The 16,629-nt window shown below is 67.0% G+C and carries 18 protein-coding genes and 1 tRNA gene; 9 read left to right on the top strand and 10 right to left on the bottom strand.

Annotated features, from left to right (window positions below):
* Positions 1 to 152 precede the first annotated feature (152 nt).
* The 4 genes from minC (at position 153) to CFB45_RS04860 (ending at position 2,642) form a co-directional block, all read left to right on the top strand.
* On the top strand, positions 153 to 938 hold the full coding sequence (gene minC, locus CFB45_RS04845; RefSeq protein WP_089424736.1) for a septum site-determining protein MinC: 786 nt from the start codon (positions 153 to 155) through the stop codon (positions 936 to 938).
* Positions 939 to 997: 59 nt separating this feature from the next.
* Positions 998 to 1,813, top strand: a complete 816-nt coding sequence (gene minD / locus CFB45_RS04850) for a septum site-determining protein MinD (RefSeq protein ID WP_046545140.1) — start codon at positions 998 to 1,000, stop codon at positions 1,811 to 1,813.
* 12 nt (positions 1,814 to 1,825) lie between these two features.
* Positions 1,826 to 2,080: a cell division topological specificity factor MinE gene (minE, locus tag CFB45_RS04855; protein ID WP_006476634.1), complete on the top strand. Its 255-nt coding sequence runs from the start codon at positions 1,826 to 1,828 to the stop codon at positions 2,078 to 2,080.
* Positions 2,081 to 2,240: 160 nt separating this feature from the next.
* A complete protein-coding gene (locus tag CFB45_RS04860) occupies positions 2,241 to 2,642 on the top strand; it encodes a YXWGXW repeat-containing protein (RefSeq protein ID WP_089424737.1) in 402 nt (133 codons plus the stop codon).
* 116 nt (positions 2,643 to 2,758) lie between these two features.
* Here the strand turns inward: CFB45_RS04860 and CFB45_RS04865 are convergent, their stop codons facing one another.
* Positions 2,759 to 4,318 (bottom strand): chloride channel protein, encoded by a 1,560-nt coding sequence (locus CFB45_RS04865; protein ID WP_089424738.1) that lies wholly within the window; start codon positions 4,316 to 4,318, stop codon positions 2,759 to 2,761.
* Between the two features lie 169 nt (positions 4,319 to 4,487).
* Here CFB45_RS04865 and waaC point away from each other — a divergent pair, with 169 nt between their 5' ends.
* Positions 4,488 to 5,486, top strand: coding sequence for a lipopolysaccharide heptosyltransferase I (gene waaC / locus CFB45_RS04870; protein WP_089424739.1), 999 nt, complete (start codon positions 4,488 to 4,490; stop codon positions 5,484 to 5,486).
* A gap of 19 nt (positions 5,487 to 5,505) precedes the next feature.
* Here waaC and CFB45_RS04875 read toward each other — a convergent pair whose 3' ends face one another.
* The 9 genes from CFB45_RS04875 to rph all read right to left on the bottom strand — a co-directional run bounded on the left by CFB45_RS04875 (position 5,506) and on the right by rph (position 12,029).
* Positions 5,506 to 5,685: a hypothetical protein gene (locus CFB45_RS04875; protein WP_039343411.1), complete on the bottom strand. Its 180-nt coding sequence runs from the start codon at positions 5,683 to 5,685 to the stop codon at positions 5,506 to 5,508.
* Positions 5,686 to 5,789: 104 nt separating this feature from the next.
* Positions 5,790 to 7,100 carry an MFS transporter gene (locus tag CFB45_RS04880; RefSeq protein WP_089424740.1) on the bottom strand — a complete coding sequence of 437 codons (1,311 nt, stop codon included), beginning with the start codon at positions 7,098 to 7,100 and terminating at the stop codon, positions 5,790 to 5,792.
* A gap of 293 nt (positions 7,101 to 7,393) precedes the next feature.
* Complete coding sequence (locus CFB45_RS04890) at positions 7,394 to 7,885, bottom strand: energy transducer TonB family protein (protein ID WP_089424741.1); 492 nt, start codon at positions 7,883 to 7,885, stop codon at positions 7,394 to 7,396.
* A gap of 335 nt (positions 7,886 to 8,220) precedes the next feature.
* Positions 8,221 to 8,514, bottom strand: a complete 294-nt coding sequence (locus CFB45_RS04895; protein WP_089424742.1) for a hypothetical protein — start codon at positions 8,512 to 8,514, stop codon at positions 8,221 to 8,223.
* A gap of 236 nt (positions 8,515 to 8,750) precedes the next feature.
* Entirely contained in the window at positions 8,751 to 9,146 is a 396-nt protein-coding gene (locus CFB45_RS04900; protein ID WP_089424743.1) for a hypothetical protein, read from the bottom strand.
* A 142-nt stretch (positions 9,147 to 9,288) separates the two neighbouring features.
* Positions 9,289 to 9,376 (bottom strand) — tRNA-Ser (locus CFB45_RS04905).
* A 44-nt stretch (positions 9,377 to 9,420) separates the two neighbouring features.
* Positions 9,421 to 10,635 carry a radical SAM family heme chaperone HemW gene (hemW, locus tag CFB45_RS04910; RefSeq protein ID WP_089424744.1) on the bottom strand — a complete coding sequence of 405 codons (1,215 nt, stop codon included), beginning with the start codon at positions 10,633 to 10,635 and terminating at the stop codon, positions 9,421 to 9,423.
* 34 nt (positions 10,636 to 10,669) lie between these two features.
* A complete protein-coding gene (gene rdgB, locus CFB45_RS04915) occupies positions 10,670 to 11,296 on the bottom strand; it encodes an RdgB/HAM1 family non-canonical purine NTP pyrophosphatase (protein WP_039343391.1) in 627 nt (208 codons plus the stop codon).
* Position 11,297: 1 nt separating this feature from the next.
* Complete coding sequence (rph, locus tag CFB45_RS04920) at positions 11,298 to 12,029, bottom strand: ribonuclease PH (RefSeq protein WP_089424745.1); 732 nt, start codon at positions 12,027 to 12,029, stop codon at positions 11,298 to 11,300.
* A 173-nt stretch (positions 12,030 to 12,202) separates the two neighbouring features.
* Between rph and CFB45_RS04925 the strand changes: the two genes are divergently transcribed.
* From CFB45_RS04925 to CFB45_RS04940, 4 genes are all read left to right on the top strand, one after another.
* The gene (locus CFB45_RS04925) at positions 12,203 to 13,126 is read left to right on the top strand and encodes a YicC/YloC family endoribonuclease (protein ID WP_011351283.1); all 924 of its coding nucleotides are present in this window, start codon (positions 12,203 to 12,205) and stop codon (positions 13,124 to 13,126) included.
* A 6-nt stretch (positions 13,127 to 13,132) separates the two neighbouring features.
* Entirely contained in the window at positions 13,133 to 13,816 is a 684-nt protein-coding gene (gene gmk / locus CFB45_RS04930) for a guanylate kinase (protein WP_089424746.1), read from the top strand.
* 58 nt (positions 13,817 to 13,874) lie between these two features.
* A complete protein-coding gene (gene rpoZ, locus CFB45_RS04935; protein WP_006025620.1) occupies positions 13,875 to 14,078 on the top strand; it encodes a DNA-directed RNA polymerase subunit omega in 204 nt (67 codons plus the stop codon).
* 63 nt (positions 14,079 to 14,141) lie between these two features.
* Complete coding sequence (locus tag CFB45_RS04940; RefSeq protein WP_089424747.1) at positions 14,142 to 16,508, top strand: RelA/SpoT family protein; 2,367 nt, start codon at positions 14,142 to 14,144, stop codon at positions 16,506 to 16,508.
* The last annotated feature ends 121 nt before the right edge of the window (positions 16,509 to 16,629 follow it).

The following is a 16,629-nucleotide window of genomic DNA, read 5'->3' on the forward strand; positions in this document are numbered from 1 at the left end:
GGCCGCACGGCGCGATGAGGATGGGGGCGCCCGCTTGCCTGCCCGCCTGCCGGTTGCGCGCCCGCCCGGGCCGCCGCCACCCGGTTCCCCAAAAATAATGGCCGCGCGCGTGGACGCCTGTAAAATACGCAAAAAATTTTTGCAGAGTGTCCATGTCGCTTAAAAAATCGCCATTCTTCGAGCTGCGCAGCGGATCGGTCGATACGTTGCTGTTCACCGTGAAGACGACCGATCTCGATGCGTTGCGTACCGAACTGGTCAAGCGCTTCGAAGCGACTCCCGAGTTTTTCGCCGACGATGTCGTCGCGATCGACGTCCGCCGCCTGGCTGACGGCGAACGCGTCGCGCTCGCGGACATCCGCCAGATGCTGAACGACGTGCGGATGCGTCCGGTGGGCGTCGTCGCACTGGCAACGCAGGGCTGGGCGGGGGAAGCCGGCCTGCCGTTGCTGGAGGCGCGCGATCGCCGCGCGCCGGCCGCAAAACCTGCCGACGAAGCGGAGCCGGCGGCTGTGCCAGCCGTCGAGCCCGCCGCCGCTGCGGCAGCCGCAGCGGCGCCCGAACAGCCGTCGGAGCCCGCGCCGACGCCTGTGCAGGCCGGCGGCCAGACGCTGGTGATCGACCGGCCGTTGCGTTCGGGGCAGCAGATTTACGCGAAAGGAGACCTCGTGGTGCTCGCGCCGGTCAGTCACGGCGCGGAGATCATCGCGGAAGGCAATATCCACATCTACGCGCCGTTGCGCGGCCGCGCACTCGCGGGCGTGCACGGCAATCACGACGCGCGCATTTTCTGCACGTGTCTCGAGCCGGAACTGATTTCGATCGCGGGTATCTATCGAACAACCGAGAACCCGTTGCCCGCCGAAGTACTGGGCAAATCGGTGCAGATCCGGCTCGAAGAGGAAAAACTGATGATCGAACCGCTGCGCCTGACGTAAGACACGCGGTGCGCTCCGGATCGATCGGCTCTCATTGACGAACACAGGGTATTGGGTAAATGGCAAAAATCATCGTGGTGACCTCGGGCAAGGGCGGCGTGGGCAAGACGACGACGAGCGCGAGCTTTGCGTCCGGTCTCGCGCTGCGCGGCCACAAGACGGCCGTGATCGACTTCGACGTCGGCCTGCGTAACCTCGATCTCATCATGGGCTGCGAGCGCCGCGTGGTGTACGACCTCGTGAACGTGATCCAGGGCGAAGCGAACCTGAACCAGGCGCTGATCAAGGACAAGAAGTGCGAGAACCTGTTCATCCTGCCGGCGTCGCAGACGCGCGACAAGGATGCGCTCACGCGTGACGGCGTCGAGAAGGTGCTGAACGACCTGGTCGCGATGGACTTCGAATACATCGTCTGCGATTCGCCGGCCGGTATCGAGGCGGGCGCACTGCACGCGATGTACTTCGCGGACGAAGCGCTGATCGTCACGAACCCGGAAGTGTCGTCGGTGCGTGACTCGGATCGCATTCTCGGCATCCTGTCGTCGAAGACGAAGCGCGCGACCGAAGGCAAGGATCCGATCAAGGAACACCTGCTGATCACGCGCTACAGCCCCAAGCGCGTCAGCGAAGGCGAGATGCTGTCGCTCGAGGACATCAGCGAGATCCTGCGCATCAAGCTGATCGGCGTGGTGCCCGAGTCGGAAGCCGTGCTGCATGCATCGAACCAGGGTCTGCCGGCCGTGCATATCGACGGTACTGACGTGGCGGAAGCGTACAAGGACGTCGTCGCGCGTTTCCTCGGCGAAGACAAGCCGCTGCGCTTCACTGATTACCAGAAGCCGGGCCTGCTGCAGCGCCTCTTCGGCAGCAAGTAACGGAGGCCGCCCATGTCCATCCTTTCGTTTCTCCTCGGCGAGAAGAAAAAGTCCGCATCGGTCGCGAAGGAGCGCCTGCAGCTCATCATCGCGCACGAGCGCGTCGGCGGCCGGCCGCCGGCCGATTACCTGCCGGCGCTGCAGAAGGAGCTGGTCGCGGTCATCTCGAAGTACGTCCATATTTCGGACGATGACATCCGCGTGAGCCTCGAGCGCCAGGACGATCTCGAAGTCCTCGAAGTGAAGATCGAGATCCCGCAAGCCTGACCGTTGCAGGTATCCCTCCGCACGGCGGCACTCGCCGCCGTGCGCGTCTTACGCCCTGTTGCACTTTCGGGCATGCCGTAACACGGCGTCTGTCGGCCGTTACCGCGCCTCCCGCATTGAACGAATACGCTCGCGTAACTTGTTCAACCAGGAGGTTGTGATGGCTGTCTCTACCGTTCAACGTCGTATCGTTTCGCTCGCATTGCTTGCCGCGAGCCTGTCAGCCGTCGTCGCGCCGCTTGCCGCGCATGCGGACGAGATTCTCGTCGGCACCCCCGTGGTCGTGCCGCAGGGCCGCGTGGTCGTCGCCGAGCCGGTCGCCGTGCGCACCGAGGAAGTCGTGATCGTCGCGCCGAACGCGCCGCCGCCGGTGCGCTACGAGGTCGTGCCGGCCTCGCGCGTGGGCTACGTGTGGGATCGCGGGCACTGGCACTGGGAGCATGGCCGCTACGTGTGGATCGGCGGTCACTGGGAAGCCGAGCGCGTCGGTATGCAATGGGTGCCGGGCCACTGGGACCAGCGCGGTCCGAACTGGTTCTGGACCCGTGGTCACTGGGCCTGATGGAGCCGGACGATGAAAAGAACCGCAATCGCCATCGCGCTCGTCGCGATCACGCTGGCCGGATGCATCGTCGTGCCGGCGCGGCCCGTGTACTACCGGCCGGCGCCCGTCGTGATCTATTGAGCGTCGCGCGGGCCGCGCTGTGCCGGGTCGTGCGTCCCGGCTGCGGCCGGCTCGTCGTCGTGCGGCGCCGGTGCATGTGCTGCGCCTTCGGCCGGCACGGTGGCGGGGGACGCTTCGTCGCCCTTGCCGCCTTCGTCGCGCAGCGTGTCGAGCGGATCGGCGGGCGCCGCGGCCGCATCCTGCGGCTCGGTGACGCCGGTTGCCGCCGTCGCGCTCGCGGCGGTTGCCGCAGCCGGTTCGGCGACCGCGGCGGGCGGCGCGAGATAGCGCAGGGCGAGCGTTTCGTAGAGCGGTGGCGCGAAGAAGCGCGACACGCGGCTCGACACCAGCGCGGTGGCCATCAGCGAAATCACGAGCGCGTGACCGTTGATCATCTCCATCACGATCACGAACGACGTGATCGGCGACTGCGTGACGGCCGCCATGTAGCCGACCATCGCGAGCGCGATCAGCATCGGGAGGCTCATGTTGCTGAACACGAGATGCAACAGGTTGCCGAACCCGGCGCCGATCGACAGCGACGGCGCGAAGATCCCGCCCGGGATGCCCGGCAGGTACGACGCCACCATCGAAATCATCTTCAGGAACGGATAGAACACCGACAGATGCTGGCTGCCGTCGAGCAGGCCGCGCGCCTCGGCATAGCCGCTGCCGAAGGTCGTGCCGCCCGATACGAGGCCGACGACGGCAATCGCGAAGCCGCACAGCGCGGCGAACGTGATCGGCCGCTCGCGATACAGGCCCAGCAGCTGCGCGGGCAGCCAGCGTCCTGTGTTGAGCAGCAGCCAGCAGAACAGGCCGCCTGCGATCCCCGTGACGATCGCGGTGACCAGCACGGCGAGCGCGAGCAGTTTCGGGAAATGGGGGCCGGCATCGATCGTGCCGAAATACGTGTAGTTGCCGTTCAGGCCGAGCGCGACGACGCCGGCGAGGATGATCGCGGTGATCAGCACGCCGCTCGCGCGCGCGGAGAAGCTGCGCGTCAGTTCCTCGATCGCGAACACGATTCCCGCGAGCGGCGTATTGAACGCGGCCGACAGCCCGGCCGCCGCGCCGGCGAGCACCAGTTGGCGTTCGATCTGCGCGTTCGAGCGCGGGTAGAAGCGTCGCAGGTTGAACATCAGCGCCGCGCCGACCTGCACGGTCGGCCCTTCGCGGCCGATCGTGAAGCCGCCCAGGATGCCGAGGAACGACACCAGCACCTTGCCGAACAGGATGCGCAGCGTCAGCAGCCGGGAGCCGAACGCGCTCGGGCGCGCATGCAGCGTCGCGATCACCTGCGGGATGCCGCTGCCCTCGGCGCCGCGGAAGAAGCGCCGCGTGATCCATACCGACAGCGCGGCGATGGCCGGCGTCAGCAGCAGCGGCAGCCACGCGGCGTGATCGCGCATCGTGCGGAAGGTTTCGTAACCCCAGTCGATCAGACGCGCGTAAAGTACGGCCGCGAGGCCGACGACGATCGCACCGAGCCAGAACACGCCGTACTGGCGCCAGATCCTCAGCGAACGACGGGTGAGGGCGGGAAACAGGGCGGGAAGGGCGGGGCGTGGCATCGGCGCGGGCCGGCAGGCAAAGATCGAATTATAAAAAGAACCGGATGCGGGCGGGGAGCGAGAATGTTCCCGAAAGGAGATGCATTTTGTTGCAAAAGTAATTTCACGTAATGTCTGCGCATGTAACCATCGTGAGCATGCCAAATTGACTGGCTTATCTCCACACATCGTGAAACGTATCCTCATCGTGAAAGTGACGTCGCTCGGCGACGTTGTCCAGACGCTACCCGTCGTCGCGGATCTGCATCGCGCCTTTCCCGGCGTAACGGTCGACTGGGCAGTGGATGAATCGTGCGCGGAGGTCGTGCGCTGGCATCCGGGCGTCAGCCGTGTCCTGGGCGCGCCGCTGCGCCGTTTCAAGAAGATGCGCAATCGCGGCGACCTGAAGGCGATCACGGCGTCGATCGGCGCGCTGCGGGCGCATCGCTACGATGCGGTGATCGACCTGCATGGTGTCTACAAGAGCGCGATCATTTCGGCGCTCGCGCGCGCCGCGCGCCGGGTCGGCTACCAGACGCGGGATCTCGGCGAAACGGGCGCGCGCTTCGCGTATTCGCATCGTTTCGGCCCGCGGCCGGACTGCGACGCGTGGCACGGGATGCGCGTGAGCGCCGGCGAGGCGCTCGGCTACGCGCCCGAGGGTATCGCCACGTACGGTATCGCCCCGCCGCGGGACGTGAACCTGCCGGCCGCCGTGACCGATGGTGCCCCATTCATGCTGCTGTTCCATGCGACGTCCAACCCCGACAAGAAATGGCCGGCCAACCACTGGGCCGCGCTCGCCACGCAGATGATGGCGCGTGGCGTGCGCGTGCTGCTGCCGTGGGGATCGGCTGCCGAGCATGACGATGCGCAGGACATCGCCGCACGCGCGCCGGGTTCGGTCGTGCTGCCCGCGATGACGGTGCGCGAGCTCGGCGCGGCGCTCGGCCGGGCTGCGCTCGTGGTGGGGGTCGATACGGGGTTCGTACACATGGCGCACGCGCTGCAGCGGCCGACCGTGATGATTTTCGTCGCGACGTCGCGCCATCATTGCGGCATCGGCGGCGCGCCGAATGCACTGTCGATCGGCGAGCCGGGCATGATGCCGTCGGTCGACGAGGCGCTGGACGCGATCGATACGGTCGGCCCGGCCTACGGCGCGCTGCGCGCGCGGATGACCGCCTGACGAAGCGGGGTGTGCCGGTTCAGGCGAGCAGCGCCTCGACCGTGACGACGGCGGCGACGGCCGCCAGATTCGCCAGCAGTGCCTCGAACACGAGGCCGCGCCAGGTCTGCGGCCGGAAGCGCATCGCGAGCAGGATCGCGCCGCCCAGCGCGAGCGCGAGGATCAGGACGAGATCGGCATTGCCGAGGCGGATGTTCATGGCGGCGGCTCCTTCAGGGCGGGATCCCGGGCGCGCGCAGCGGCGCACCCAGGATCGAGTATAGGCAGCGCCGGCTTGCGCACAACCCGGGTCGCCCCGGAGTTTCAGACGAGCGATGCGTCGCGCGTCTCGCGCATCAGCAGCACGCCGATCAGGCTGATTGCCGCCGCAACCGACACATAACCGCCGACCCACGACAGCCCGCCGCGCGCCGCCAGCAGTTGCGCGATATACGGCGCGATCGACGCGCCGAGGATCCCGCCGAGGTTATACGCGACGCCCGCGCCCGTGTAGCGGACGTTGGTCGGGAACAGCTCCGGCAGCAGCGCGCCCATCGGCGCGAACGTCACGCCCATCAGGAACAGCTCGATCGTCAGGAACAGCGCGACGAGCGGCATCGAGCCGCTACCGAGCAGCGGCTCCATCGCAAAACCCGACAGCAGCGCGGCGATCGCGCCCACGACGAGCACCGGCTTGCGGCCGAAGCGGTCCGATGCCCACGCGGACAGCGGCGTCGCGAGTCCCATGAACACGACCGCGAAACACAGCAGGCCGAGGAAGCTCTGGCGCGGAATATGCAGCGCCGACACGCCGTACGACAGCGAGAACACCGTCGAGATGTAGAACAGCGTGTAGCAGACGACCATGGCGAGCGCACCGAGCAGCGTCGGCCGCCAGTGTTGCGTGACCAGCGTCGCGACCGGCACGCGCACGCGCTCGTTGCGATCGAGCGCGGCCTGGAACGCGGGTGTTTCGGTGATCTTGAGCCGCACGTACAGGCCGAGCGCGACGAGCACCGCACTGACCAGGAACGGGATGCGCCAGCCCCAGCTGCGGAACTGCTCGTCCGACAGCGACAGCGCGAGCGCGAAGAACAGCCCGTTCGACATCAGGAAGCCGACCGATGGCCCGAGCTGCGGGAACATTCCGAACCAGCCGCGCTTGCCCTGCGGCGCGTGCTCGGTCGCCAGCAGCGCGGCGCCGCCCCATTCGCCGCCGAGGCCGATCCCCTGGCCGAAGCGCAGCACGCACAGCAGCACCGGCGCGAGCGCGCCGATCGCGTCGTAGCCGGGCACGAAGCCGATGGCGGTGGTGGACACGCCCATCACGAGCAGCGATGCGACGAGCGTCGACTTGCGGCCGATGCGGTCGCCGAAGTGCCCGAACAGGAACGAGCCGATCGGGCGAGCGATGAACGCGATGCCGAACGTGACGAAGGCGGACAGCGCCTGTGCGGTCGCGGACCCGTGCGGAAAGAACACCGGGCCGATGACGAGCGCGGCGGCCGTTGCGTACACGTAGAAATCGTAGAACTCGATCGCGGTGCCGATGAAGCTGGCGAACACGATGCGCCGGTGGCTGACGGCGCCGGCCGAACCGGTTGCGTGTGCAACGGTCGGGGGGGATGCGGACATGGATGTCTCCGTTTTGTCGTTGGGGCGGTCGGCTGAGCGTGCGGTCGGGCAGGCGGATGCCTGCCGGGGGCAGCCGAGCGGATGATGCGGTGGCGGCGTGGACGCGCGCCGTGGCGCGGACGTCACCCGCCGGTCGACGATGGAGACGTGTACGTCGCCGCCGCCCGGTGCCGGCGTGGTCGGCTCGCATGCCGGGTGGGGCGCGCGAACGCGCGCGCGGCGTGATGGCCGCGCGATTGCGGAAAATTATAGCCAGCGCCGCCGCGCACCGGCAATCGCGGGGCGGCGACCGCTCAGTCGATCGATTGCGCCTGCGCCGACGCGGTGCTTTGCAACTGGAAGTGGCCGTCGTCGTTGAAGAGCCAGCCTTCCATCAGTTCAAGCCGGCCGTTGCCGTCGAGCAGTCGCGACGGCGGCGGCGGCAGCGGCGCCGAGCGGCGCAGCGACGCGAGCGCGAGTGCTTCCGCTTCGCTGTCGCCGTTGCTGCGATAGACGGACGCGTTGACGAGCCGGCCGCTGCCATCGACGGTGAAGGCCACGACGACGAGCGAGCGGAGCATGGCCTGAGGTATGCCGTGCAGCATGCCGGACGGATTGCGTTCGGCGACACGGTGCGCGACTTCGACGCGGTACTGGTCGAGGTTGCCGCTGCGGGTGATCGACGGAATCGTCAGGATCGAGTGCAGCGACGGAGGCGGCGTGATCGTGCACGCCGCGAGCATGGCGACGACGGCCAGCGCAACTGCACGCGGCCGGTTGACATGCAAACGGGGAAGGGGGCGCATGGGAGGCTAGCCGGAAGTGACTATAAAAAAATGATAGGCGCACGGACGCGAGCCGATATCGGGAGAAACGCATAACGGGCGATGCCGGATGATGCGAGCGCTGATGACGAGAAGGCGTGCGCTCGCGCATCGCGATGTGACGTGACATGTGACAGTACGCTCGCGTGGCTGCCGCACGCGTGCATCGCGGCGTGCGTGTTGCAAGGTTGAAAGAAACACGAGGAACGCGACTGGCACGCCGACGCGTGGCGAGGGTCCGGCGCGAGTGCAGCGGGTCGCTGCAGGCAGCACCACGGGCGCGCCCGCGCCATTTTCGGCGATGCGTGCGGCCCGGTTCAGAAGCCGTGCGTGACGAGTGACAGGATCGACAGGTCGGGGTGCGTGCCGTCGATGATGCTCTTGCCGATGTGCACGGCTTCGTGGACGGCTTCATCGAGGCTCGCGAAGCTTTCCTCGCCGTCCGCATGGAAGGGCACCGCGTGGCCGGGCAAGGCGGGATTCGCGCCAGGATGGCACACGTAGCCGGTGTAGGTGTAGCGCGTGTCGTTGCCGGGCGCGACGGCCGGCACGACATGGATCTCGAAGCCTTCGTAATCGACGTGTTCCGCCGGTGTCGACAGTTCGGTCATGGCGATCTCCGTGTACCGCACGCAGGGGTGGCGCGCGCGGCATCGAGTACGCGGCGGCGGTCGTGTCGCCGTGTTGATCGAATTCTAGGTGATCGAGCGGCCGGCCGGGAGAGGGGCTTCCGGCGCGTTGCGATGTAATGGCGGGCCGCTGCCGGTGCCCGCCGCTCAGGTGCCGCGCGACGGCCGGCGCGAACGCCCGTGCCGTTTCGGCGGACGGGCTCGCGCGCGGCGCTGCATCATTGCTTGCAGCGCGCGTCCTTGCGCTGCACGACGATGATCACCGGGTATTTCTGGCCGTGATCGAGCTCCACGCGCGCCACGACGGTCAGTGTTGCCGGATCGGAATCGTCGTACACGCTGACCTGTTCGTTCCGGAGGTAGGTCACGCCGGTGCAGTTCGACGTGCGTCCATCGTCGCCCACCTTGCACTGGAGGTCGTTGTCCTTCACGTAGTTGTAGGGCGACGGGCTCGCGAGGTATTCGCTCAGGCCGCGCGGCGAGCCGCCGACACCCGTCACGTAGGCGATCGCGCACGACGCCTGCGCGTCGCTGCCGGCGGCGGAGTCGGCCGTCGCCGGCGTGCTGACGGCAACCAGCAGTGCAGCGAGCGACGAGACGATGAAGGGCTTCATGACGTGGGTTTCCCGTTTCGCGAATCGGAGCGCCGGATTGTAACGGCATCCGGCGTGACGCGTCGGAACGTGAGGGAAGGGCGTGCGCGGACCAACAAAAAACCCCGTCATTCGGTGAATGGACGGGGTTTGGCGAACTTCCTGGCGGAAGCGGTGAGATTCGAACTCACGGACAGTTTCCCGTCGCCGGTTTTCAAGACCGGTGCCTTAAACCGCTCGGCCACGCTTCCACACGAGGCGGCATTGTAACCGAAATGCCGCGTGGTTCATCCCCTCAATCGTCACGCAGGAACAATTCCTGCAGGTCGTTGAGGAAACGCTGGCCCAGCGGCGTCGGCGCGATCTGCGCGAAATCGCGCGCGATCAGCCCGCGCCGTTCCGCTTCCTGCAGCGCCGGCTCGATCGTGCTCATCGGCAGGCCCGTGCGTTCGGCGAAGCTGTGCACGGGGAAGCCCTCGACGAGCCGCAGCGTGTTCAGCATGAACTCGAACGGCAGGTCGCGCGCGCCGACTTCACGCTCTTCCTGCACGGCCGTGCCGGCCATCGCCTGCTCGATGAAGGTCGCCGGATGCTTGTAGCGTGCCTGCCGCAGGATCCGGTTCGGGAACGACAGCTTCGTGTGTGCGCCCGCACCGATCCCGAGATAGTCGCCGAAGCGCCAGTAGTTCAGGTTGTGCTTGCACTGATGATTCGGCTTCGCATACGCGGACACTTCGTAGCGCCCGTAACCGGCCTCGGCCGTGCGCGCGTGGATCCACTCCTGCATGTCGGCCGACGCGTCGTCGTCGGGCACGACCGGCGGGAATTTCGCGAACAGCGTATTCGGCTCGAGCGTCAGGTGATACAGCGACAGATGCGGCGGCGCGTACGACAGCGCGGTCTCGATGTCGGTGCGGCATTCGTCGAGCGTCTGGTTCGGCAGCGCGAACATCAGGTCGAGGTTGAAGTTGTCGAAGTGCTTCGCGGCGATTTCGACCGCGGCGCGTGCCTGCGTCGTGTCGTGAATCCGGCCGAGCGCCTTCAGGTGCGCTTCGTTGAAGCTCTGGATGCCGACCGACAGGCGATTCACGCCGCTCGCGCGGAACTGCGCGAACTTCGCGGCCTCGAACGTGCCCGGATTCGCCTCGAGCGTGATCTCGGCATCGGCGTCGAGCGGCAGCAGCGCACGCACGTCGGACAGCATCCGGTCGAGGCCGGCCGCCGACAGCAGGCTCGGCGTGCCGCCGCCGATGAATACCGTATGCACCTGGCGGCCCCACACGAGCGGCAGCGCCTGCTCGAGATCGGCGCGCAGCGCGTCGAGATACTCGGTTTCCGGAAACCGTTCGCCCTTCCACTCGTGCGAATTGAAATCGCAGTACGGGCACTTGCGCACGCACCACGGGAAATGCACGTACAGCGCGAGCGGCGGCAGCGACGTGAGCCGCACCTGGCCGGGCGACGTGAAGGTCGCGACGACGCGCGCGCCGGTTTCCGCGGCCTGGCTCATGCGACCTCCGCTGGCGAACGGGTATCGGGCGTGCTCATGCTTCCTCCGCGAGCCGCGCCAGCAGCGCCTTCAGCGCCAGCGCGCGATGGCTGTGCGTGTTCTTCACGGCCGGCTCGAGTTCGGCGGCCGTCGCGCCGAGCGACGGCAGGTAGAAATACGGGTCGTAGCCGAATCCATGCTCGCCGCGCGGCGTGTCGACGATCTCGCCCGCCCAGCGTCCTTCGGCGAACAGCGGCTCGGGGTCGTCCGCATGGCGCACGAGCGCGAGCACGCAGCAATAGTATGCGCGCCGGTCGTCGACGCCGCGCAGTTGCTCGACGAGATATGCATTGTTCGCCGCGTCGCCCTTGTCACGGCCCGCGCGCTGCGCGTAGCGTGCCGAATAGACGCCCGGCGCGCCGCGCAGCACGCGCACGCACAGGCCCGAATCGTCGGCGATCGCCGGCAGCCCGGTGAGCCGCGACGCGTGGCGTGCCTTCGTCAGCGCATTCTCGATGAAGGTGCCGAACGGCTCTTCCGCCTCAGGCACGGCAAGGTCGCCCTGCGGGACGATCTCGATGCCGACCGTCGAGAACAGCGCGGTGAATTCGCGCAGCTTGCCGGCGTTGTTCGACGCCAGAACGATGCGCGACAGCGGCGCGGTGGTGTGGTCGTCCGGCATGTCAGGCGCCCAGCACGTCTTTCTGAAGCTGCACGAGCTCGGCGATCCCGCCTTGCGCGAGGTCGAGCAGCGCGTTCATCTCGGCGCGCGAGAACGGCACGCCTTCGGCCGTGCCCTGGACTTCGACGAAACCGCCGGCGCCCGTCATCACGACGTTCATGTCGGTGTCGCACTGCGAATCTTCCGCGTAATCGAGGTCGAGCACGGGCGCGCCCTGGTACACGCCGACCGAGATCGCGGCGACGTGGTCGGTGATCGGCGAGCGCGTGAGCTTGCCTGCCGCGATCAGCTTCGACACGGCGTCGTGCGCGGCGACGAACGCGCCGGTGATGCTCGCCGTGCGCGTGCCGCCGTCGGCCTGGATCACGTCACAGTCGATGTGGATCGTGCGCGGGCCGAGCGCTTCGAGGTCGAACACCGCGCGCAGCGCGCGGCCGATCAGGCGCTGAATTTCCTGCGTGCGGCCGGTCTGCTTGCCGCGGGCGGCTTCGCGGTCGCTGCGCGTATGCGTCGCGCGCGGCAGCATCCCGTATTCGGCGGTCAGCCAGCCTTGCCCGCGGTCGCGCAGGAAGTCGGGCACGCGCTCGGACACGCTCGCGGTGCAGAGCACCTTGGTGTCGCCGAATTCGACCAGCACCGAGCCTTCGGCATGTTTCGTGTAGTGGCGGGTCAGGGCGACCTGGCGCAGTTCGTCGGCGCGGCGGCCGCTCGGGCGGGAAACGGAAGACGTCATGTGGGAATCGCGGAACGAGAGGAAACCCCGATTTTAGCGCCGAACGGCGGGCGTGCCCGGCGGGGTGGTCCGCAAAAATGGGATAATGCGCGCTTCCCGCCCCGCGCTTTCCGATGCGCCGGGCGCCTCGACATATCCCCGCCCGCGAGGGCACCCAGACGGCGAGACGAACCATGATCTACAGCATGACGGGCTACGCGAGCGCGACGCGCGAACTCGCGACGGCCACCGGCAACGGCGGCACCAGCGTGTCGGTCGAACTGCGCACCGTGAACTCGCGCTTCCTCGACCTGAATTTCCGGATGCCGGACGACGTGCGCGCGTGCGAACCCGCGCTGCGCGAAATGCTGATGAACAAGCTGTCGCGCGGCAAGGTCGATATCCGCATCAACCTGCAGCGCGGCGAGCAGAGCATCGGCGCGGGCGCGCTGAACCAGTCTGCGCTCGGCCAGCTCGCCGAGCTCGAGCGCTCGGTGCTCGACTCGTTCCCGGGCGTCGGCCGCCTGCGCGCGGGCGAGATCCTGCGCTGGCCCGGCGTGATCGCCGAGAGCGGCGTGTCGGCTGACGCGATCCGCGAGGCGGTGCTCGCGTGCGGCAAGGAAGCGATCGGCGAGCTCGTCGTCGTGCGTTCGCGCGAAGGCGCGCAACTGGCGACGATGCTGCTGTCGAACGTCACCGAGATGGAAGCGATCGTCGCGCGCATCACGCCGCTCGTGCCGGAGCTGATCGCGAAGCACCAGCAGAAGATCGTCGAACGGCTGCAGGAGGCGCTCGGCATCGCGGCGCCCGAAGGCAGCTCGACGATCGTCACGCGCGAGGAAGCCGCGGAGCGCATTCGTCAGGAAGTGACGATGTACGGGATCCGGATCGACATCGCGGAAGAGCTGTCGCGGCTCACCGCGCACCTGAACGAAACGCGCCATGTGATCGAGAAGGGCGGCCGCGTCGGCAAGCGTCTCGACTTCATGATGCAGGAACTGAATCGCGAAGCGAACACGCTCGGCTCGAAGGCGGCGGCGAAGGAACTCGCCGACGCATCGATGGCGCTCAAGCTGCTGATCGAGCAGATGCGCGAGCAAGTGCAAAACCTGGAGTAAAGCAACATGACGGAATCTACCCGCGACGCGCACGCGTCGCATTCGCTGCACGGCGGCGTCTATCCCGGCAACCTGTTCATGGTCGTCGCGCCGTCGGGCGCCGGCAAGTCGACGCTCGTGAATGCGCTGCTGTCGAAGGACAGCGACATCTGCCTGTCGATCTCGTACACGACCCGCAAGCCGCGCCCGGGCGAGCAGGACGGCCAGCACTATCACTTCACGACGGTCGAGGATTTCCGCGCGCGTCACGCGGCGCACGAATTCCTCGAGAGCGCGGAAGTGCACGGCAACTACTACGGCACGTCGCGCGTGTGGATCGAAGAGCAGATGAAGAACGGCCACGACGTGCTGCTCGAGATCGACTGGCAAGGCGCGCTGCAGGTGAAGAAGCAGTTCCGCAACGCGGTCGGCATCTTCATCCTGCCGCCGTCGCTCGACGCGCTCGAGGAGCGCCTGAAGAAGCGCGGCCAGGACGAGCCGAAAGTGATCACGCGCCGCCTGCTGGCCGCCGGCAGCGAGATCGCGCACGCGCCCGAAGCGGAATACGTGGTGATCAACGAGAACTTCGAGCGTGCGCTCGCGGAGCTCGAATGCATCGTCGCGGCCACGCGCCTGCGCTTTGCTTCGCAGTACGCGCGACACACGGAGCTGTTCATCGAGCTCGGCATCCATCTGCCCCACGCGGAATGACGCGGGGGACGAGGGACATAAGGTAGAATAAGGACTATATTCAGAAGGAATTACCAACATGGCTCGCATTACCGTCGAAGACTGCCTGAAGCAAATCCCGAACCGCTTCGAACTGGCGCTCGCCGCCACCTATCGCGCGCGGCAGCTCGCGCAAGGCCATACGCCGAAGATCGAAAGCCGCGACAAGCCGACCGTCGTCGCGCTGCGCGAAATCGCTGCCGGCCAGGTCGGCGTCGAGATGCTGAAGAAGGTGCCGGTGTAACGCGCATCCGGCCCGTTCCAGCCATGTAATCCACGCGCGCAACGACTCGACCTGGAGGCGAATATGAGCACCACCCCATCGTCCGCCTCCGCGGATTCGACCACCGAAGCCACGGCCCAGTCGCCTGCGCGCCAGTACATCGACGCGGTCCTCGAACAGTCCTTCCGGCATCTGTTCGGGCCGACCGCCACACCGGAGCAGCCTCGCAAGCACGGCGTCGTTTCGATCGCGAAACTGACGGGCGTGCTTGCCGAGTATCTTCCTCCGGAAGAAATCAAAGAGGTCAAGGCGGCGTTCCACTTCAGTGACGAAGCCCACCTCGGTCAATATCGCCAGAGCGGCGAACCCTACATCACCCATCCCGTCGCCGTCGCGGAAATCTGCGCCGGCTGGAAGCTCGACGCGCAAGCCGTCATGGCCGCGCTGCTGCATGACGTGATGGAAGACCAGGGCGTGACCAAGAGCGAGCTGGCCGAGCGGTTCGGCCCGAAGGTCGCCGAACTGGTCGATGGCCTGTCGAAGCTCGACAAGATGGAATTCCGCAGCCGCGAGGAAGCGCAGGCGGAAAACTTCCGCAAGATGCTGCTCGCGATGGCACGCGACGTGCGCGTGATTCTCGTCAAGCTCGCCGACCGCCTGCACAACATGCGCACGCTCGGCGCGGTGCCGATGGAAAAGCGCCGCCGCGTCGCGCGGGAAACGCTCGACATCTACGCGCCGATCGCGCACCGCCTCGGGTTGAACAACACGTATCGCGAGCTGCAGGACATGAGCTTCGCGAATTTCAACCCGCATCGCTACGCGACGCTCGAGAAGGCCGTGAAGGCCGCGCGCGGCAACCGCCGCGAAGTGATCAGCAAGATCCTCGAAGCCGCGCAGCGCGCGATGGCCGATGCGAAGATCGACGCCGAGATCACCGGCCGCGAAAAGACCATCTACAGCGTGTACCGCAAGATGCGCGACAAGCAGCTGTCGTTCTCGCAGGTGCTCGACGTGTACGGCTTTCGCGTCGTCGTCGACAGCCCGCTCGACTGCTACACGTGCATCGGCGCGCTGCACGCGCTGTACAAGCCCGTGCCCGGCAAGTTCAAGGACTACATCGCGATCCCGAAGATCAACGGCTATCAGTCGCTGCACACCACGCTGGTCGGCCCGTTCGGCGCGCCAATCGAGTTCCAGGTGCGCACGCGCAAGATGCACGAGATCGCCGAGGCGGGGGTCGCCGCGCACTGGCTGTACAAGAACGGCAGCGCGGATCTCAGCGACGTGCAGAAGCGCGCGCACCAGTGGCTGAAGTCGCTGCTCGACATCCAGAGCGAAGCCGGCGATTCGAGCGAATTCCTCGAGCACGTGAAGATCGACCTGTTCCCGGATGCGGTCTACGTGTTCACGCCGAAGTCGAAGATCATGGCGCTGCCGCGCGGCGCGACGGCACTCGATTTCGCGTATTCGATCCACAGCGATCTCGGCAACCAGTGCGTGGCCGTGAAGATCAACAACGAGCTGCTGCCGCTGCGCACCGAGCTGAAGAGCGGCGACATCGTCGAGGTGATCACGGCGCCGTATTCGAAGCCGAACCCTGCGTGGCTCGGTTTCGTGCGTACCGGCAAGGCGCGCTCGGCGATCCGGCACTACCTGAAGACGATGCGCCTGAACGAATCGGTGCAGCTGGGCGAGCGGCTGGTCGACCAGAGCCTGAAGGGCTATGGTCTCGCGCTGGCCGATGTCGAGCCGGAAGTGTGGGAGAAGCTCGTGCAGTGGACGGGCAACAAGAGCCGTCAGGAAATCTTCGCGGACATCGGCCTCGGCCGCCGCGTGGCCGCGGTGATGGCCAAGCGCATCGAGGTGCTGATGAGCGGCCGCGATGCGGACGACGATCTGCCGAAGTCCGAGCGGCATCCCGCGCACCACGCGCCGCCGGTCGTGATCACCGGCACCGAAGGGATGTCCGTGCAGTTGTCCGCATGCTGCCGGCCGATTCCGGGCGACGCGATCATGGGTTACATCGGCATCGGCCTGGGGATGGCGATTCATACGACCGATTGCCGCGTGGCGCAGCGTATCCATCGCCGCGATCCGGGCCGCTGGATCGACGTCGAATGGGCGCCGCAGCCGGGCCGCCTGTTCGATGTCGCGGTGAAGGCGCTCGTGAAGAACACGAAGGGCATCTTTGCGCGCGTGGCGGCGGACATCACGTCGGCCGACGCGAACATCGTGCATATCGCGATGGACGAGGATCTGACGCACGAATCGACGGTGCTGCGCTTCGTGATCCAGGTCAGCGACCGCGTGCATCTCGCGAACGTGATGCGACGCGTGCGAACCAATCCGGACGTGATGCGGATCATGCGCGAGCGTTCGACCGACGACGGTGCGCATGCGCGCCACGACGGCGGCATGCGCATCGAGCGCGAGCGTCAGGATTACTGACGCGGCCCGTGTGGGCGGGCGATCGACGGCGGCCAATGGCCGCCGTTTTCATTTGTGCTGGCGGAGGCGTGAACGTGCGGTGTGGTCGACGTTCTTCCGAAAAAAAGCGCCACGCAACCGG

The organism is Burkholderia sp. HI2500 (assembly GCF_002223055.1).
GTDB lineage: Bacteria > Pseudomonadota > Gammaproteobacteria > Burkholderiales > Burkholderiaceae > Burkholderia.